This is a genomic window from Pseudomonas sp. Y24-6 (genome assembly GCF_020295325.1).
GTDB classification, from domain to species: Bacteria; Pseudomonadota; Gammaproteobacteria; order Pseudomonadales; family Pseudomonadaceae; genus Aquipseudomonas; species Aquipseudomonas gregormendelii.
The window spans coordinates 245,644-265,464 of sequence record NZ_JACBXG010000004.1; the positions used below are offsets into that span (position 1 = coordinate 245,644).

Here is a 19,821-nt window from a genome sequence, read left to right on the forward strand (position 1 = left end):
CCATCTCCAGCAGAATGTCCGAGCATTCTGCTAGGGATAGGCGGGTTAGTCGAGCTTGGCGGCAGGCGGTTCCTGCGGTGGTTTGCCATCGACCAGCGGCACAATGGTTTTGGCTTCCGGTTCAATCGGCACCATCTTGTATTCCTGGCCGTGGAGGTTCTTGAGGTAGACCTCCATCTGCCGGAACGAAATGTTGATGTGCTGTTTCTTGAACTCGCGATTGATGAAGCGGTTGACCTCGTCGAGCACCGGGTTGCGGTCGCCAAGGTCACGCACATGCATGCGCAACTCATGGTCGAGGGTGCTCTCGCCGAAGTTGAGGAAGTACACATGGGGTTCGGGATCCTTCAGGACCCGCGGGTTTTCCCCGGCAGCCTTGAGCAGCAGCTCTTTGACCAGGTCCAGGTCCGAACCGTAGTCGACGCCAAGCTTGAGCGTCACCCGGGTGATGGTGTCCGTCAGGGACCAGTTGATCAGTTGGCCGGTAATGAACGTCTTGTTCGGGACGATGATGTCCTTGCGGTCGAAGTCGGTGATGGTGGTGGCGCGGATGCGGATCTTGCTCACCGTACCCGACAGGTTGCCGATGGTGATGGTGTCGCCAATCCGCACGGGACGTTCGAACAGGATCATGATGCCGGAGATGAAGTTGGCGAAGATCTCCTGCATACCAAAACCCAGGCCGACCGATAGCGCTGCCACCAGCCATTGCAATTTGTCCCAGCTCACCCCAAGGGTCGACAGGGTCGAGACGAAACCGACGCCTGCAATCACATAGGACAACAGCGTGGTGGTGGCGTAGGCACTGCCCTGCGCCAGGTTCAGCTTGGACAACACCAGCACTTCGAGCAGCCCCGGCAAGTTGCGAGCGAGGGCGAAGGTAATACCGATGATGATCAGTGCGCCGAGCATGTCGCCGATGCTGATAGGCACCATGCTCATGTTGGCGCCGGTGCCGCTGGTGTATTCGTATAGGGTAATGTTGTCCAGATACGAGAACACGGTGATCAGGTCCGACCAGACCCAGTACAGCGCTGCCATGAACCCGCCCAGCAACGCCAGGCGGATCAGGCGCAGCGACTGTTCGTTGACCTTCTCGATGTCCAGGGTCGGCTCTTCGATCACCGCCTCGCCATCACCCGCTTCCTTGGCGGCCTGGCGCTTGGCCAGGGCGCGCTGATAGGCCAGGCGTCGGGCGGCAACGCTGAGGCCGCGCACGAACGTAGCTTCAATGACCAGCCAGAACATCAGCAGGTACAACGTGTTGATCAGCCGATCACTGAGTTTGAGCGCCGTGTAGTAATAGCCAAAGCACACCGCGACGAACAGCGCGATGGGCAGCGCGGTAAACAGGATGCCCACGGCCTTGCGGAACAGCGAGGCATTCTGGTGAGTCGGGCTGCTGATCAGCAGGCGGCTGAGCAACCAGGCCATTAGCGCATAACAGGTCAGCACCACCGGCATGCCCAGCACATCATCGGCCAGCGCCGCCGGTTGCAGCTCGGCGACCGCCACCACGGCAACCAGGGCCATCACGACCAAACCGAGTCGACGCACCCAGCCCTGCAGGAACTCGACCTGTGGCTTCTCCCAGCGGAAATGCAGTTCCGCCACGCCACCCGGGGCCAATATGCGGTAGGCGGTGTAGAACACCAGCCAGGCTTGCGCCATCTGCAACAGCGCCGCGCCCATATTGGCGTTCTGCCCGCGGGCGTCGATCTGCAGCGCCAGGCCGCAAAGGGCCAGGCCCAGTGACACCGGCATCGCCAGCAGGATGTTGATCAAAATAGCCTGCGGCGTGTGCCACTGACTGTCACGCTTGAAGTGGCCGATGTCCTGGTGAACCTTGTTCAAGCGGGCATACAGGCTCTTGCGGCGCCACAGCAGCGCGCCGATCAGCAATGCCAGGGGCAGGAACAGCAATGGTCGCTGGGTCAGCCCGTCGGACAGTTCGCTCAGGCTCGAAGCCCACGGCAGGGTGGTGACCTGACGCTGCAGGCGCTCCGGCACGCCGTGCATCCACTCGAAGTCCAGTGGCTTGTTGCTTGGGATCCAGAACATCTGCTCGTCGAGGGTGGCGCGCAGGTTTTGCGCGGTACTCAGCAGTTGTTTCTGGTTGAGTTGCAGGGTAATGGATTCGTTGAGTACGGCACTCAGTTCGCGGTTCAGCCGCTCCAGCAGGTCCGCCCGGGTATTGGCCAGTTCCAGCAGGCTCTTGCGCAACTGCGGGGTAACCTGTTCCGGCTGTTGGGTGGACAGCAGGTTGTCGACATAGATGGTCGGGTTGCTCAGCAGCTCCCGTTGCTGGCTGACATCAAACTGATACAGACGGATGTCGGCGATCTGGTCCGCCAGATCGCGGTCCAGCTTGAGCCGCGGCAAAGCCTGTTTCTGCTTGTAGAGGATTTTTGACAGCAGCAGGCTGCCCTTGAGCACGTTGATCTGCTCGTCCAGGGCCGAGTCGCTCTGGGTGACGCTGTCGAGTTGCTGTTTGGTCTGCAGGTTCTGTTGGGTGACGATGTTGAGACGGTCGGTGGTTTTGAGCAGGTAGTCGGACAGCTTCAAGTTGATCGAGCTTTCCGTGGCCAGCAAACTGCTGCCCCCGGCTTTTTGTGCCTCGATGGACTGTTGCGTCACCGTCTCCTGGGACTGTGCCAGGCGCTTCTGGTTGATCAGGTTCTGCAGCTCCTGGATTTCCTGATCCAGGCGATCCGATTTCTCGGTAAGCAAGTCATGCTGGCTGTTACCCAGGTCCTGCAACTGGCTGTTGCCCGCCAATTCCTGGCGACGCAGGGGGATCAGCGCGTTGAGTGCCGCAAGTTCGGCGTTGAGCTGGTCGCGCTGTTCGCCGCTCAGGGTTTTACCCGCGTCCTTGCCGGCCTTGAGGATGTTGTTGATCTGCTGGATGCGGGTCTGGCTGGCGGAGATTTCTGCCTGGGCACGCTCGGGCCGGGTCTGGGCGGTGATGACCAGGCTGTTGGCATCGGCGAGGGCTTTTTGCAGATCGCTCTGTTGGGTAGAGCGCTCGGTGAGCATTTGCTCCAGCTGCTGGATCGACAGGTTGGCGAAGCGCTGCTCCACCGGCAGGACCTTGGTGCCCTTGAGGCGCACCAGTTCGCGCTGGTTTTCTATGTTCTGCTTGGGCGCGGTAGCCAGCTGCTGCTTGAGCGCTGCCAGTTTCTGCTCGTAATCGCGCTGATTACCCAGCTGGGTGAGGGTGTTTTGCAGGATGCTCTGCAGGGCCTTCTGATCGGCTTCCGGCAGCTTGCGGTCGGCAATCTTGTCCAGGCTCGCCTGCACGGCTTCGCTGGTGGGCGGTTCGGCGGCTTGCAGCGTACCGACAGAGAGGCTCAAGCCCAGCAGGGCCATGAAGAAATAGGTGCGCAGGGTTGACATAGAGACCGATCGAAAGCTGGCGAAGTGTGGAGTTTAGAGGAAGAGTCCCGGACCCGGGCGACTTCCTTCGGGGAATCTGACGCCGACTTTGCCAATCTTGTTCCCGTCCATGACCGCGACGGTCCAGATGGTGTTGTTCCACTCCACCTGGTCACCCACTACTGGCGCGCCGCCAACTTTTTGCGCGATGAAGCGGCCCAGGGACATGTCCGGATCGATGCCTTCGACCTTCAACCCGTACAGGGCCGCAACCGCAGCCAGCTGGGCATCTCCTTCGAGTACGAAGTCGCCGAAAAAGCGCAAATCCAGCCCCCGTTGCGGGGCCTGGCTGAAGAGTTTTCCAAGCGCCGGGAGGTTGTGTTCGTGGCCGATAACACAGAGCAAATCATCGACTTCCAGCACCGTACTACCCGACGGATGGAGCAGTTGCTGGCCACGAAACAGGGCCGCAATGCGCGTGCCTTCGGGCATTTTCAGCTCGCGAAGGGGCGAGCCGATGCACCATTTCTCGGCCCCAAGGCGATAAACGAACAGCTCCCATTCGCTGGTCACATGCACTTCCAGCGCGGCCCGGGAAATCGGCAACGGCTCAGGTGGAACGGTGACCTTGAGCAACTTCGCCACCCAGGGCAGGCTCGTGCCCTGCACCAGCAGCGACACCAGTACGATAAAGAATGCGAGGTTGAAGTAGAGCTGGGCGTTGGGCAGGCCGGCCATCAGCGGGAACACCGCCAGGATGATCGGCACCGCGCCGCGCAGCCCCACCCAGGAGATAAAGGCTTTTTCGCGGCCGTGGAAGGCCTTGAATGGCAGCAGGCCAACCATCACCGACAGCGGCCGTGCAAACAGGATCATCCACAGCGCCAGGCCCAGGGCGGGCAAGGCGATCGGCAGCAAGTCGTGTGGCGTTACCAGCAGGCCGAGCACCAGGAACATCCCGATCTGCGCCAGCCACGCCATGCCGTCGAGCATGTGCAGGATACCGTGACGGCTGCGCACCGGACGGTTGCCGATCACCAGGCCACACAGGTACACCGCGAGGAAGCCGCTGCCGTGCAGCGCGTTGGTCAGCGCGAACACCGCAAGCCCGCCAGCGATCACCAGGATCGGGTACAGGCCGTTGGCCAGGTTGATTCGGTTGACCAGCTGCAACATGACCCAGCCGCCACCCAGGCCAATGACGCCGCCGATGCCGAACTCGCGCACCAGATGCCCCAGCAGGTTCCAGTGCAGCCCGGTCTCGCCGCTGGCAAGCATGTCGATGAGGGTGACGGTGAGGAACACCGCCATCGGGTCGTTGCTGCCGGATTCGATCTCGAGGCTGGCGCTTACCCGCTCGTTCAGGCCCTTGCCGCCCAGCAGCGAGAACACCGCCGCCGCATCGGTGGAGCCGACGATGGCGCCGATCAGCAAGCCCTGGATCATGTTCAGGTCGAACAGCCAGGCGGCCGCCATGCCGGTCAAGCCAGTGGTGATCAGCACCCCGACCGTGGCCAGGGACAGTGCTGGCCACAAGGCCACGCGGAAACTGGACACCCTTGTTCGCAGGCCACCGTCGAGCAAGATGACGGCCAGTGCCAGGTTGCCGACCAGATAGGCTGTGGGGTAGTTATCGAAAATGATACCGCCGCCGTCGACCCCGGCCGCCATGCCCACCGCCAGGATGATCACCAGGATAGGGATGCCCAGGCGCGACGAAAGTGAACTCACCAGAATGCTCGCACCTACCAGCAACGCGCCGATCAAGAACAGGCTGTTGATGGTCGTCGCATTCAAAGGCAGTACTCCAGGAAAGCTGAAAGGCGGGCACAAACTGACCATGCAGTCTGCGTGCCAGCGATTCTAACCTGTTGAAATGTGATGCTGTCAAAAAGCTTTTGCGGATCAATGCCCAACAGCTGAATCCGCCTTGGCGCAGTCCCCCGTGGGAGCTGGGAAGCCAGCTCCCACGGGGGACTGCCTTGGCGTGTTAAAGGTGGAAGCGTCCCACCATTCCATTCAGATCAACCGCCAGGCGCGATAGCTCATTACTGGCCGCGCTGGTCTGGCTCGCCCCGGTTGCCGACTGCACCGACAGGTCCCGGATGTTCACCAGGTTGCGATCCACTTCCCGCGCCACCTGCGCCTGTTCTTCCGCCGCGCTGGCGATCACCAGGTTGCGCTCGTTGATCTCGACAATGGCATTGTTGATCGTGTCCAGCGACAGTCCGGCTCCGCGGGCAATGTTCAGGGTCGATTCGGCACGCTCGGTGCTGTTGCGCATCGAATTCACCGCATGCTCGGTACCGCTCTGGATGCTGCCGATCATGCGTTCGATTTCGCTGGTCGATTGCTGCGTACGATGGGCCAGTGCACGAACTTCGTCCGCCACCACGGCAAAACCGCGACCGGCCTCACCGGCGCGGGCCGCTTCGATCGCGGCGTTCAGCGCCAGCAGGTTGGTCTGGTCAGCCAGCCCACGAATCACATCCAGGACTTTGCCAATATCCCTGGACTCGTTGGCCAGGTCGCCGATCAGGCTTGCGGTGCTCTGCACGTCGGCGCTCATGCGTTCAATGGCGCTGACGGTTTCCTGAACCAGGTCGCGGCCGTCGCCGGCAGAGGTGGTGGCGTTTTTCGACGCTTCGGAGGTGCTGACCGCGTTGCGTGCAACTTCTTCAACGGCGCTGGTCATTTCGTTCACCGCAGTGGCGGCCTGTTCGATTTCGTTGTTCTGCTGGGTCAGGCCGCGGGCGCTTTCATCGGTGACGCTGTTGAGCTCTTCAGCGGCGGAGGCCAGTTGAGTCGCCGAACCGGAAATTCGCTGCAACGTGTCGCGCAGTTTTTCCTGCATCTTCGACATGGCCAGCAACAGGCGGCCGGCTTCATCTTCGCCATCGACGGTGATCGGGCGAGTCAGGTTGCCCTCGGCGATGGCTTCGGCAGCATGCAGGGCATTGGCGATCGGCTTGGTAATGCTGTTGGTCAACAACCAGGCGAACAGCAGCGTCAGGCCTGAGGCCAGGACCAGCAGCCCGACAACCAGGTTGAATGCTGAGGAATACTGCTCGGCAGCTTCGTGGCTCGTTTCAGCGATCTGCTGGGTATTGATCTCCAGCAACCTGGCGAGTGCCGTGTTGACCGCCTCGGAATTGGCCAGCAATTCGGTGTTGAGCATTTTGCGCAGGTCTTCGACCTGATTGTTGCGCGACAGGCTCTTCATCTGCTCCTCAAGCTGACGGTATTGCCCCAGCAGTTGCAGGTACTGGTCGTAGGCTGCCCGCTCGACCGGCCCGTCGATCAGCGGTTCATAGACTTTCTGCGCCGCGCGGATCTGCTGATGACGCAGCTCGAACAGCTCATAGGTTTTCTGCTGCACGTCGGGTTCGCGGTTGGTCAGCAAGCGGTAGGACAGGACCCGCAGGCGCAGCGTCAATTGCGTGAACTCGTCGAGGCTTTTCACGCTAGGCACGCTGGCGGAGGCGATGTCTTCGCCCGCCGCGCGGATCTTGCTCATCTGGTTCAAGGCAAACACCCCCAGAACCAGCATCAAACCGCCAATCAGGGCAAAACCGAGGAAGGCCCGCGGAGCGATATTCATATTACGAAGAGACATGGTGTGTACCGGAAAAGGCGCATCCATGCGGCGCTGAGACTGTCGTATGGAGGGCTTATCGGTCATCAGACTGAAGTCTTGAGTGCCTGTGCGTATTTGTCGCATCCACAGCACACTCCCTGTAGGAGCTCGCTCGCGATGGTCGTGAACGATGACGCGAGCATCGAGGGATATGCGGTGGTCTTTCGTTCGTTGCGAGCAAGCTCGTGCCTGCAACAAGGGTTATCGACGAAGTGCAGGAACCAGATCCGCCAATCACAGTCTTTAAAGCTCGCGAGAAGGGTCGCCCGCCAGGAAAATCAAGGCCTTGCGCCTGAATAACCCTGGCATCCGTGGTGACTTTTCTTTATCGTACGCGCCCTTTGAAAATGCTTGGAAAATCAAAATGTTGGAAGCCTCCCTTAGCCAATTGGAACAGCTGGTCAGCGACCTGGTACAACAGAACCAGGCGTTGCTCGCCACGAACCAGACCCTGAGCGCAGAATTGGCCCAGGCCAAAGATGAAAACGAAAACCTGCAACTGAACCTGATGGAACAGGAAGAGAAACACGGCGCTACCGCAGCGCGTATCCAGGCCCTGGTCGAGCGTGTCAGCGCCGGCCCTGTCAGCGCATGAGTCAGGGTGCCGCCGGGGTAAAAGTCGTCTCCATCCTGGGGGAGGACTATTCGATCAGGGCGCCGGCCGGGGAGGAGCAAACCCTGCTGGACGCCGCCATGATGTTGAAGGCTGCACTGGCTGACACGAAGAAGAGGTACCCGACGCTGATCGGTGACCGGCTGCTCGTGCTGGCGGCGATGAACCTGTGCTCTCAGCAGATCGAGATGCGCAAGCAACACCAGCTCGAACTCGACCGTTATCAAGAGCAAGTCAGCGCCACGGTTGAAGTGATCGCCAAGACCATCAATCAAGCCTGATCGGCTTTGCGCACAACCAAAGAATAAATTGTCGATTGTCTTGTATACAATCGGCACGGCTGTTGCAGTGTTCCAGCCTCTTATTCTTTGGGGGTGCTCCATGCAGTTCTGGCGTCGCAGTATTCAATGGCAACTGATCCTGAGCATGGGTACCGCCCTGCTGGTCAGCGTGCTGATCGTGGTTGGCATTTATACCCTCGTGGTCAATCGTCTGGCCCAGAGTTATCTGGTCGAACAGGCGCTGCCGTCCAGCATCGAAGCGATGCGCAACGACATCGAACGCATCCTTGTTCAACCGCTCACTGCCGCCAAGGACATCGCCAGCAACAGCATGGTGCGCGACTGGCTGGCCGGGGGCGAAAACAGTGCCCAGGCGCCGGGTTTTGTCAGCTACCTGGAAGGTATTCGCGCCGAGCACAAGGCCTTCACTGCATTGATAGTGGGCACCGGGTCCAGCCATTACTACACCGAGAAGGGCCTGGACCGCACGCTCAGCCGTGCCAACCCCAAGGACGCCTGGTTCTACTCATTTCTGGACAGCGAGCAGCCGCGCACGCTCAATATCGACAATGACACCGCGACAGGAGAGTTGGCGCTGTTCATCGACCTCAAGGTCGAGCAGGCCGGTAAGGTCGTGGGCGTTGCAGGGCTTGGCCTGAGCATGAAGGAGCTTTCCGAGCTGATCCACAACTACAGCTTTGGTGAGCGCGGCAAGGTCTACCTGGTGCGTTCCGACGGCTTGATCCAGGTTCATCCCGAAGCTCGGTTCAGTGGCAAACGCACACTGTCCGAGCAGATGGGTGAGGCAGCCGCCCGGTCCGTCATGGGTCAAACAACTGCCACCAGCACTGACTTCATGCGCGAAGACGAAGATTTTCTGGCACTGAGCCTGCCCTTGAGGGATTTGGGCTGGACACTGGTGGCCGAAGTGCCGCAGTCGCAGATCTACGCTGAAGCCCGCCGTGCCATGTGGATGAGTGGCGGCATTGGCCTTGCCGTCGCCCTGGTATGCCTGCTGTTAGTGGTATTGCTGGCCCGTGGCCTGGTGCGGCCGATTCGCCAGGTAACAGCGGCGCTGGTTGCCATCGGTAGCGGTGGTGGAGATTTGACTCAACGTCTGGACTCCAGCCGGGCCGATGAGCTCGGTGATCTGGCGCGGGGCTTCAATCGCTTCCTGGACAGCCAGCGCGACATGATCGGCGAGGTGCTGACGACCAGCGAGCGCCTGCGCACAGCTGTAGGACAGGTTGCCAGGGTCGTGGACAATACCGCCGAGCGTTCCGGCCGCCAGCAGGAAATGACCGACATGGTCGCCACTGCCGTGCATGAGATGGGCCTGACCGTACAGGAAATCGCGCAGAACGCCGGTAACGCTGCCGTCGCGTCGCAAAGTGCACGGGACGAGGCGATGCAGGCGCGGGAAGTGGTGGGCGGGTCCATTCGTCATATCGAGAGCATGTCCGACGAAATTGGCCTCGCCGCGGCAGCTGTGGGTGAGCTGGCGCATCAGGTAGGGTCTATCGATCAGGTGTTGGCGGTGATTCGCGGGATTTCCGAGCAAACTAACCTGTTGGCGCTCAATGCTGCGATTGAAGCGGCTCGCGCTGGCGATATGGGGCGAGGGTTTGCGGTGGTGGCGGATGAGGTGCGCACGTTGGCCCGACGCACGCAGACGTCCACCGATGAGATCCAGCAGATGATCGGCAGCCTGAAGCAAGGCGCGGAGAATGCGGTGTCTTCGATGCATTCCGGACAGGCGGCCACCGGTACCGGCGTTGAGTCAAGCCAGCGGACGGGGGCGTCGTTGACCGCGATTACTGGTCAGGTCGAACGGATCAGCGACATGAACCATCAGGTAGCGACGGCGACCGAAGAGCAGTCGGCAGTCACTGAGGAGATCAACCGCAACGTACAGGGAATTTCCGACCTGGCGCGGGCGACAGCGGGTGAGGTCAGGGCTTGCCGTGAGGATTGCCAGACGTTGCAGCGGTTGGCGGATGATCTGGCGCGGCAGATGGGCAGTTTCAAGCTGAGCTGATTAAGGCGGTGACTGGGTCGACGCCATCGCGGGCAAGCCCGCTCCCACAGGAATCTGTGTTGTTCACGGAGAGGGTGTTCAACACACAGATCCCGTGGGAGCGGGCTTGCCCGCGATTGGATTTGAGCAGCACTACTTTAGGCTTTGGTTAAAACCACTCATCCTGCATCCCAAGGCACGCATCATCCCGGGCCTCAAGAATCGCCAGCTCATGGTGGCAGCCCGGCACTTCCCAGGTGAGGAAGTACCGCGCCGCCTGCAGCTTGCCTTTATAGAAGCTGACATCCGCTGCATTGCCCCTGGCCAAGCCTTCTTCGGCGCGAATCGCCTGCTCCAGCCAGCGCCAGCCGATCACCGTGTGCCCGAACACTTTCAAGTACAGGGCAGAGTTGGCCAGGCTGCTGTTGACCTTGCCTTGACCCAGGTCGGTCAGCAGGCCAATGGTCACGGTTTGCAGGCGCGCCACCAGCTTCTCCAGCGGTTCACGCAACGGCGTTAACGACTCGTAAGCCTGAGCTCGCTCGGCCGTGTTGGCGATCAGGCGGATCAGTTGCTTGAGCCCGGACCCACCGTTCTGCGCCAGCTTGCGCCCCAGTAGATCCAGCGACTGAATACCATGAGTGCCTTCGTGGATCGGATTCAAACGGTTATCGCGGTAGTACTGCTCTACCGGGTATTCGCGGGTGTAACCGTGACCGCCGAGGATCTGGATCGCCAGTTCATTGGCCTTGAGGCAAAACTCCGACGGCCAGGATTTGACGATTGGCGTCAGCAGGTCCAGCAGTTCATGCGCCTGCTTGCGCTCGCTTTCAGTCTCAAGCGTGGTGGTGTCATCGAACAACCGCGCCGCGTACAGGCCGAGGTCGAAAGAGCCTTCCACATACGCCTTCTGCGTCAGCAACATGCGCTTGACGTCGGCGTGCTGGATGATCGCCACGGGTGCGGTATTGGGATCCTTGCTGTCGGGCACCCGGCCCTGTGGCCGCTCGCGCGCGTATTCCAGCGAGTACAGATAGCCGGCGTAGCCGAGCATGACGGCGCCCATGCCGACGCCGATCCGCGCTTCGTTCATCATCTGGAACATGTAGCTCAGGCCGTGGTGCGGTTTGCCCACCAGATAACCCACGCAGTCGCCGGTATCGCCGAAGTTCAGCGCCGTGGACGTTGTGCCGCGCCAGCCCATCTTATGGAACAGACCGGCCAGCAATACATCGTTGCGCTTGCCCAGGCTGCCGTCGTCGTTGACCAGGAATTTGGGGACAATGAATAGCGAAATACCCTTCACCCCGGCCGGCGCGTCCGGCAGTTTGGCCAGCACCATGTGCACGATGTTTTCCGACAGCGGGTGATCGCCGCCGGAAATGAAAATCTTGTTGCCCTTGAGCCGGTAAGTGCCATCGGATGCAGGTTCGGCGCGGGTGCGAATATCCGACAGCGAGGAACCGGCATGGGGTTCGGTCAATGCCATGGTGCCGAAGAAACGGCCGTCGATCATCGGCTGCAGAAAACGCCGCTTTTGCTCGTCGGTGCCGAAGCTTTCGATCAGGTTGGCTGCGCCCATGGTCAGGAACGGGTAAGAGGTGGACGCCGCGTTTGCCGACTGGAAGTGTGCGAAGCAGGCCTGGGACAACAGCGTGGGCAATTGCATGCCACCGGCTTCGAAACTGCGCGCGGCATTGAGGAAACCGGCTTCGAGAAAAGCGTCCACTGCGGGTTTCACTTCCGGGATCAGAATCGCCTGGCCGTCCTCGTAACGGGGTTCGTTCTCGTCGCCCTTGCGGTTGTGCGGCGCAAAGAATTTTTCGGCAATGCTGCGAGCGGTGCCCAGGGCGGCATCGAAGGTCTCACGATTGTGCTCGGCGAAACGCTCGCGCCGGGTCAGGCCTTCGGCATCGAGGACTTCGTACAGCTCGAAAGCCAGATTGCGGGAACTGAGCAACGTCTCGGACATGGCGGCCTACCTTTTTTGGAATGGGCCGAGTCTAGACGCGGGGAGGGCGGGGTGAACAGGAAGATTGATTCTGGTGATGGACAAGTAAAAGATCGCAGCCTTCGGCAGCTCCTACAGGGGATCGAATTTCTCTGTAGGAGCTGCCGAAGGCTGCGATCTTTTGATCTTGCTTCTAAACACCAGGCACCCCCAAAGGGTGCCCGGCTTATCGGTTAACCGATCGTCATCAGGCTGGCGTTACCACCTGCCGCGGCGGTGTTGACGCTCAACGCCCGCTCGATCACCAGACGCTCCAGGGCAATGCTGGTTTCGCCCTGGGACAACCCATGAACGCCAACAATCGCGCCTGCACGCTTGGCCACCTGCTGGCAGACCGCACGCAGCTGGTCGGAATGGCCGTGATGCAGAACCGCATCAAACACCACTTCGTCCTTGCTCCAGTCGGAAACCAGCTTGATGCGAGCCTGTACGTCCTTCGGCAGGCGTGCGAACACGGCCCTCGTCAATTCGGCTTCCGGCCACACGGCCGAACCACCGACTGCCAGCACGGCCGCCAGTTGAGTCAGCAGGTCGCCTTCGACTTCCGCCAGGCACAGTACGTGTTCGCGCGGCAGGATGGCGTAGCTGTTGCGCTCGCCGGTCGGGCCCGCCAGAACACGGGTAATACCGCTCTGCGATTGCGTCGCGAACTGCACGCACAAGGTTGCCAGGTCGGCGAACTTGTTGCTGTCGGCCCAGGCTTTCAGGGCTGTCAGCGGCTTGCTCATGGCGTCGCGCAGGCGAACGTCCGGTGCTGCGAGAGCATCGCCCCGAGCGAAGGATTGTTCGATCGCGTCGGTAGGACGAGTCGACAGCAGGCGGTACAGGTACAGCGGACCACCGGCTTTCGGGCCGGTGCCCGACAGGCCTTCGCCGCCGAACGGTTGAACACCTACGACTGCGCCGACAATGTTGCGGTTGACGTAGACGTTACCGGCGTTGACGTTGTCGATCACCTTGGCGATGGTCTCGTCGATGCGCGTGTGCACGCCCAGGGTCAGGCCGTAGCCGGACGCATTGATCTGCCCGATCAACTGGTCGATGTCCTTGCGCTTGTAACGGACCACGTGCAATACCGGGCCGAAGATCTCCCGTTGCAGCTCGTCGAAGCTTTCCAGCTCGATCAGGGTCGGCATCACGAAGGTGCCGCGTTTGACTTCTTCGCTGTTGGCGATCGCCACCTGGTAAACATTGCGCCCTTTGTCGCGCATGCCCTGGATGTGCTTCTCGATCCCAGCCTTGGCTTCGGCGTCGATCACCGGGCCGATGTCCACGGACAGGCGCTCCGGGTTACCAAGACGGCATTCCGCCATGGCGCCCTTGAGCATTTCGATCACGCGGTCGGCGGAATCTTCCTGCAGGCACAGCACGCGCAGAGCCGAGCAACGTTGGCCGGCGCTGTCGAAGGCCGAGGAAACGACGTCTATGACCACCTGTTCGGTCAGTGCCGAGGAGTCGACGATCATCGCGTTCTGGCCGCCGGTTTCGGCGATCAGCGGGATCGGACGGCCCTGGGCATCCAGGCGACCAGCGACGTTGCGCTGCAGCAAGCGTGCGACTTCGGTGGAGCCGGTGAACATCACGCCTTTGACCCGATCGTCGCCGACCAGGCGGGCACCCACAGTTTCGCCACGGCCCGGCAGCAACTGCAGGACGCCCTCAGGAATGCCGGCCTCCAGCATCAGGCGCACGGCCTGGGCGGCCACCAGCGGAGTTTGCTCGGCAGGCTTGGCCAATACCGGGTTGCCGGCCGCCAGTGCTGCAGCGACCTGGCCGCTGAAGATCGCCAGCGGGAAGTTCCACGGGCTGATGCAGACCACAGGACCCAGTGGGCGATGTGCGTCGTTGGTGAAATCGTTGCGCGCCTGCACCGCGTAATAACGCAGGAAGTCCACGGCTTCACGCACTTCGGCGATGGCGTTGGCGAAAGTCTTGCCGGCTTCGCGAGCCAGCAGGCCCATCAGCGGCTGGATCTCGCCTTCCATCAAGTCGGCGGCACGTTCCAGAATCGCGGCGCGTTCGGCGGGCGGGGTGGCCTGCCAGATCGGTGCCGCGTTCAGGGCGCACTGGATCGCGTTGTCGACGTCTTCGACCGTCGCTTCCTGCACATGGCCGACCACGTCACGCAGATCCGACGGGTTCAGGACCGGCGCAGGGGTTTCAGTGCTGGAGGCGCAACCGAGCATCGGCGCGGCTTTCCAGTTGTTGTGAGCGGTGGCCAGCAGGGCGCAGGACAACGAGGCCAGGCGATGTTCGTTGGCCATGTCGATGCCGCTGGAGTTGGCGCGCTCGGCACCATACAGGTCACGCGGCAGCGGGATACGCGGGTGTGGCAGGCCGAAGCCGCCTTCCAGCGTCGCCATCTGCTCGATGCTGGCCACTGGATCGGCCACCAGCTCCTGGATCGAAATGGACTGGTCGGCGATGCGGTTGACGAACGAGGTGTTCGCGCCGTTTTCCAGCAGGCGACGTACCAGGTACGCCAACAGTGTTTCGTGGGTGCCGACCGGTGCGTATACACGGCACGGACGGTTCAGCTTGCCTTCGGAAACCTTGCCTACAACCTGCTCATACAGCGGTTCGCCCATGCCGTGCAGGCACTGGAATTCGTATTGCCCCGGGTAATAGTTCTGCCCGGCGATATGGTAAATGGCCGACAAGGTGTGGGCGTTGTGCGTGGCGAATTGCGGGTAGATGACTTCCGGTACCGACAGCAGTTTGCGGGCGCAGGCAATGTAGGACACGTCGGTGTACACCTTGCGGGTGTAGACCGGGTAGCCTTCCAGGCCTTCGACCTGTGCGCGCTTGATTTCGCTGTCCCAGTACGCGCCTTTCACCAGGCGGATCATCAGGCGATGACGGCTGCGACGAGCCAGGTCGATCACGTAGTCGATCACGTAAGGGCAACGTTTCTGGTAAGCCTGGATCACGAAGCCGATGCCGTTCCAGCCGGTCAGTTGCGGCTCGAAGCACAGGCGCTCCAGCAGGTCCAGCGACAGCTCGAGGCGGTCGGCTTCTTCGGCATCGATGTTCAGGCCGATGTCGTACTGCTTGGCCAGCAAGGTCAGCGACAGCAGGCGCGGATACAGTTCTTCCATCACGCGCTCGTACTGCGCCCGGCTGTAACGCGGGTGCAGTGCCGACAACTTGATGGAGATACCCGGACCTTCATAAATCCCACGACCGTGGGATGCTTTGCCGATCGAGTGGATGGCCTGTTCGTACGACGCCAGGTATTTCTGCGCGTCGTGCTCGGTGAGCGCGGCTTCACCCAGCATGTCGTATGAATAGCGGAAGCCTTTGGCTTCGAACTTGCTCGCATTGGCCAGGGCTTCAGCAATGGTTTCGCCGGTGACGAACTGCTCGCCCATCAGGCGCATGGCCATGTCGACGCCCTTGCGGATCATCGGCTCGCCGCTCTTGCCGATGATGCGGCTCAGGGACGAAGTCAGGCCGGCTTCATTGTGGGTGGAGACCAGTTTGCCGGTCAGCAGCAAGCCCCAGGTGGCAGCGTTAACGAACAGCGAAGGGCTGTTGCCAAGGTGCGGGTGCCAGTTGCCAGTGCTGATCTTGTCGCGGATCAGTGCGTCACGTGTGCCTTTGTCCGGGATACGCAGTAGCGCTTCGGCCAGGCACATCAATGCCACGCCTTCCTGGGAAGACAGGGAAAATTCCTGCAGCAGGCCCTGGACAATCCCGGCCCGGCCGCCGGCGCTCTTCTGGTTGCGCAGTTTTTCCGCAATCGAGGCGGCGAGTTTGTTGGTGGCTTCGGCCATGCTCGCTGGCAGGCGAGCCTGCTCGATCAGCATCGGCACGACTTCTGGCTCAGGGCGGCGGTAGGCGGCAGTGATCGAGGCGCGCAGTACCGATTGCGGCAAGATGCTTTCAGCAAATTCCAGGAAGCACTGATGAGCATGATCCAGAGGCGCATCGACGGCGTCGTCGGAATCCTTGGTCAAACCGTTCAGTTCGGTCAGGGTTGCACCACCCTCGAGTTTCTCCAGGTAATTGAAGATGGCCTGCTTGATCAGCCAGTGCGGCGTGCGATCAATCGAGGTCGCGGCAGCCTTCAGGCGTTCGCGGGTCGGGTCGTCAAGTTTGACCCCAAGAGTGGTGGTAGCCATATTTTTATCCTCATGTTTGCCACAACTGCGTGGCATCAGCTGGCGGCAAGATTAGCCCTGCACTGATCGAGGTGCAACCGGGTGCAACCCTTTTTTTGTCGGAATTACAGGCAGTTCGTCAGGAAATAAATTCCGGTACGAACGTACTGCTCCTGCTTGGTGCTTTTACTTATAGCAATCGTTGAAAACCGCCCTAAAAGGGAGCAAGAAACGGCATTTGGCAAATAATTCCGACTAGGTGCAACTTATTCACGAGAAACAGGTTGCACCTTATTTGCTTTGTTGAATAGCATTCGCGGCGAAGGTGCAACCGGCTCCAAAGTCAGGTGTGCCGGCTGATGGCTTTCCTGGGGAAACATCAGTCATAAATGCGCGGGATCCACAATCGTCTGTCAAACGTCGTCGTTTGCGAGCGGTTAGCCAAAACCGCCGCTACATAAAAACAAAGCCAGGGCGTAACTTAATGAGCGTTAGCAATCCAACCCTGATCACGTTCGTGATCTACATCGCAGCAATGGTGCTGATCGGCTTTATGGCCTATCGCTCCACCAACAACCTTTCCGACTACATTCTGGGCGGTCGTAGCCTGGGCAGCGTGGTAACCGCATTGTCCGCCGGCGCCTCCGATATGAGCGGCTGGTTGCTGATGGGCCTGCCGGGCGCTATCTACATGTCCGGTCTCTCCGAAAGCTGGATCGCCATCGGCCTGATCATCGGTGCCTACCTGAACTGGCTGTTCGTCGCCGGCCGTCTGCGTGTGCAGACCGAGCACAACGGCGATGCGCTGACCCTGCCGGACTACTTCTCCAGCCGTTTTGAAGACAAAAGCGGCCTGCTGCGGATTATCTCGGCGGTCGTGATTCTGGTGTTCTTCACCATCTATTGCGCATCCGGCATCGTGGCTGGCGCCCGTCTGTTCGAAAGCACCTTCGGCATGTCCTACGAGACTGCGCTGTGGGCCGGTGCTGCGGCGACTATTGCCTACACCTTTGTGGGTGGTTTCCTGGCAGTGAGCTGGACCGACACCGTGCAAGCCACGCTGATGATCTTCGCCCTGCTGCTGACGCCAATCATCGTGCTGCTGGCCACCGGCGGCGTCGACACCACGTTCCTGGCCATCGAAGCACAAGATCCAAGCAACTTCGACATGCTGAAAAACACCACCTTCATCGGCATCATCTCGCTGATGGGCTGGGGCCTGGGTTACTTCGGCCAGCCGCACATCCTCGCGCGTTTCATGGCGGCGGATTCGGTCAAGTCGATCGCCAAGGCGCGTCGCATCTCCATGGCCTGGATGATCCTGTGCCTGGGAGGCACCGTGGCTGTCGGTTTCTTCGGCATTGCGTACTTCTCGGCACACCCTGAACTGGCCGGTCCCGTGACTGAAAACCACGAGCGCGTGTTCATCGAACTGGCGAAAATCCTCTTCAACCCATGGATCGCCGGTGTACTGCTGTCGGCCATTCTTGCGGCGGTGATGAGCACCCTGAGCTGCCAGCTGCTGGTGTGCTCGAGCGCCCTGACCGAAGACTTCTACAAGACCTTCCTGCGTAAATCCGCTTCCCAGGTCGAGCTGGTCTGGGTCGGCCGCGCCATGGTGCTGCTGGTTGCCCTGATCGCCATCGCGATGGCCGCCAACCCGGAAAACCGCGTACTGGGCCTGGTGAGCTATGCCTGGGCCGGTTTTGGTGCTGCGTTCGGTCCGGTTGTGCTGATTTCCGTGATCTGGAAAGACATGACCCGCAACGGCGCACTGGCCGGTATCCTGGTCGGCGCGATCACCGTGATCGTGTGGAAGCACTTCGAACTGCTGGGCCTGTACGAAATCATCCCGGGCTTTATCTTCGCCAGCCTGGCGATCTACATCGTCAGCAAGCTCGGCGCACCGACGGCGGGCATGCTGCAGCGCTTCGCCGCAGCCGAGGCAGATTTCCGCCTGAACAAGTAATTGCGATGAGCTGATGCTCTGAGCCTTTGCCGAACTTGAAAACGGCCCGCTTCCTCTGGAGGTGGGCCGTTTTTTTATGCCCCCGAGGCGCGAAGTGGGCGTGCTCAGCCCGCTCGGCCGCGAAGCCCTGACGTTACGCTCGGTACAGGGTAAACTTGCCGGCCTGCGCAGGAGCAATCATGAATTATCGTCACGCCTTCCATGCCGGCAATCACGCCGACGTGTTCAAACACCTGACCTTGACCCGCCTCATCGCCCTGATGTCGCGCAAGGAGCAGCCGTTTGCCTATCTCGATACCCACGCCGGTATCGGCCTGTATGACCTGCAGGGTGATCAGGCCAGCCGAACCGGCGAGTACCTTGAAGGCATTGCGCGTCTTTGGGATCAACCGGACTTGCCGGCATTGACCGCCGATTACATGAAGGTGTTGCATGACATGAACCCGGATGGCCAGTTGCGCTTTTACCCGGGGTCGCCGGAGCTGGCGCGGCGTCTTACGCGACCGCAGGATCGGGTAATGCTCAACGAGAAGCACCCCGAGGATGGCCTGTTGCTCAAGGACAACATGGCCGGCGATCGACGGGTCAAGGTGCACCTGGGCGAGGGCTGGCATGTGCCTAGGGCCATGTTGCCGGTTCAGGAGAAGCGTGCGGTGATGTTGATCGACCCGCCGTTCGAGCAGCTGGATGAGATGCAGCGCTGTGCGGCGTCGCTGAAAGAGGCTATCGGCCGGATGCGCCAGACGGTGGCGGCGATCTGGTATCCGGTCAAGGACCAGCGCATGTTGCGGCGCTTCTATCAAGACCTCGCAGGCACCGGCGCGCCGAAGTTGTTGCGGGTAGAGTTGCTGGTGCATCCACTGGATACGCCAAACAGCTTGAACGGCTCCGGGCTGGCGATTGCCAATCCGCCATGGGGGCTCGAGGAGGAGTTGCGCGAGTTGCTGCCGTGGTTGGCGCAAAAGCTTGGGCAGACCCAGGGCGGCTGGCAGATGGACTGGTTGATCGCCGAATAATAGCGGCGATCTAACACCCGTCTAGGAGCGAGCTTGCTCGCGAGAAGCCAGTGAGCACTGCGGGGTATCAGGTTTCCCGCGTTATCGTTGACGACCATCGCCAGCAAGCTGGCTCCTACAGGGGGAAGCGGTGTCCGATCAGATCGGGCAAGTCACGCCAGTGCCGCCGATCCCGCAATACCCTTCAGGGTTTTTCGCCAGGTACTGCTGGTGATACGCCTCGGCGAAATAGACCGTCGGCGCTTCTTCGATTTCGGTGGTGATGGTGCCTTTGCCGGCTTTGGTCAGCTCAGCCTGAAACACTTTCGCGCTGGCCTTGGCCGCTTCCAGTTGAGTCGGGTTGGTGGCATAGATCACCGAGCGATACTGCGTGCCGATGTCGTTGCCCTGGCGCATGCCTTGAGTCGGGTTGTGCAGCTCCCAGAACATTTTCAGCAGCGCTTCGTAGCTGACCTTCGCCGGTTCGTAGACCACCAGAACCACTTCGCTGTGGCCAGTCAGGCCCGAGCAGACCTCTTCGTACGTGGGGTTGGGCGTGAAGCCGCCGGCGTAACCGACCACCGTACTGACCACGCCTTCGCGCTGCCAGAATTTGCGTTCCGCACCCCAGAAGCAGCCCAGGCCGAAGATCGCGAAATCCACGTCGGTGACGAACGGGCCCAGCAGCGGGGCGTCGTGGACGAAATGTTTCTCCGGCAGGGACATAGGGGTTTCGCGGCCAGGCAGAGCTTGTTCTTTAGTCGGGAGCACGTTTTTATTCACCAGTATTTCCGAGCGCAGAACCATGATCAGTCCTCTC

The 19,821-nt window shown here is 60.8% G+C and carries 11 protein-coding genes and 1 pseudogene; 6 read left to right on the plus strand and 6 right to left on the minus strand.

What is annotated here, in order from left to right; genetic code table 11:
* Positions 1-45 precede the first annotated feature (45 nt).
* The 3 genes from mscK to HYI44_RS09965 form a co-directional block, all read right to left on the minus strand.
* Positions 46-3,396 carry a mechanosensitive channel MscK gene (gene mscK / locus HYI44_RS09955; RefSeq protein ID WP_225569319.1) on the minus strand — a complete coding sequence of 1,117 codons (3,351 nt, stop codon included), beginning with the start codon at positions 3,394-3,396 and terminating at the stop codon, positions 46-48.
* Between the two features lie 33 nt (positions 3,397-3,429).
* The gene (locus tag HYI44_RS09960) at positions 3,430-5,172 is read right to left on the minus strand and encodes a potassium/proton antiporter (RefSeq protein ID WP_122841513.1); all 1,743 of its coding nucleotides are present in this window, start codon (positions 5,170-5,172) and stop codon (positions 3,430-3,432) included.
* Between the two features lie 193 nt (positions 5,173-5,365).
* Entirely contained in the window at positions 5,366-6,991 is a 1,626-nt protein-coding gene (locus HYI44_RS09965; protein ID WP_225569320.1) for a methyl-accepting chemotaxis protein, read from the minus strand.
* A gap of 385 nt (positions 6,992-7,376) precedes the next feature.
* Between HYI44_RS09965 and HYI44_RS09970 the strand changes: the two genes are divergently transcribed.
* The 4 genes and pseudogenes from HYI44_RS09970 to HYI44_RS29555 all read left to right on the plus strand — a co-directional run bounded on the left by HYI44_RS09970 (position 7,377) and on the right by HYI44_RS29555 (position 9,944).
* The gene (locus HYI44_RS09970) at positions 7,377-7,607 is read left to right on the plus strand and encodes a hypothetical protein (protein ID WP_045061903.1); all 231 of its coding nucleotides are present in this window, start codon (positions 7,377-7,379) and stop codon (positions 7,605-7,607) included.
* Positions 7,604-7,906 carry a cell division protein ZapA gene (locus tag HYI44_RS09975; RefSeq protein WP_045061902.1) on the plus strand — a complete coding sequence of 101 codons (303 nt, stop codon included), beginning with the start codon at positions 7,604-7,606 and terminating at the stop codon, positions 7,904-7,906. Before HYI44_RS09970 ends, HYI44_RS09975 begins: the two co-directional genes overlap by 4 nt.
* 145 nt (positions 7,907-8,051) lie before the next feature.
* A pseudogene (locus HYI44_RS29550) lies at positions 8,052-9,080 on the plus strand (cache domain-containing protein); the annotation flags it as partial.
* A gap of 132 nt (positions 9,081-9,212) precedes the next feature.
* Positions 9,213-9,944 carry a methyl-accepting chemotaxis protein gene (locus tag HYI44_RS29555; RefSeq protein WP_412548481.1) on the plus strand — a complete coding sequence of 244 codons (732 nt, stop codon included), beginning with the start codon at positions 9,213-9,215 and terminating at the stop codon, positions 9,942-9,944.
* A gap of 148 nt (positions 9,945-10,092) precedes the next feature.
* On the opposite strand, the gene HYI44_RS09985 is transcribed toward HYI44_RS29555, so the two are convergent.
* Entirely contained in the window at positions 10,093-11,895 is a 1,803-nt protein-coding gene (locus tag HYI44_RS09985; RefSeq protein ID WP_225569322.1) for an acyl-CoA dehydrogenase, read from the minus strand.
* Positions 11,896-12,107: 212 nt separating this feature from the next.
* Positions 12,108-16,058, minus strand: a complete 3,951-nt coding sequence (gene putA, locus HYI44_RS09990; protein ID WP_122841517.1) for a trifunctional transcriptional regulator/proline dehydrogenase/L-glutamate gamma-semialdehyde dehydrogenase — start codon at positions 16,056-16,058, stop codon at positions 12,108-12,110.
* Between the two features lie 463 nt (positions 16,059-16,521).
* Here putA and putP point away from each other — a divergent pair, with 463 nt between their 5' ends.
* Positions 16,522-18,006, plus strand: coding sequence for a sodium/proline symporter PutP (putP, locus tag HYI44_RS09995; protein WP_122841518.1), 1,485 nt, complete (start codon positions 16,522-16,524; stop codon positions 18,004-18,006).
* A 179-nt stretch (positions 18,007-18,185) separates the two neighbouring features.
* Entirely contained in the window at positions 18,186-19,022 is an 837-nt protein-coding gene (locus tag HYI44_RS10000) for a 23S rRNA (adenine(2030)-N(6))-methyltransferase RlmJ (protein ID WP_225569323.1), read from the plus strand.
* Positions 19,023-19,160: 138 nt separating this feature from the next.
* Here HYI44_RS10000 and msrA read toward each other — a convergent pair whose 3' ends face one another.
* Entirely contained in the window at positions 19,161-19,808 is a 648-nt protein-coding gene (msrA, locus tag HYI44_RS10005; protein WP_045061896.1) for a peptide-methionine (S)-S-oxide reductase MsrA, read from the minus strand.
* Positions 19,809-19,821 lie beyond the last annotated feature (13 nt).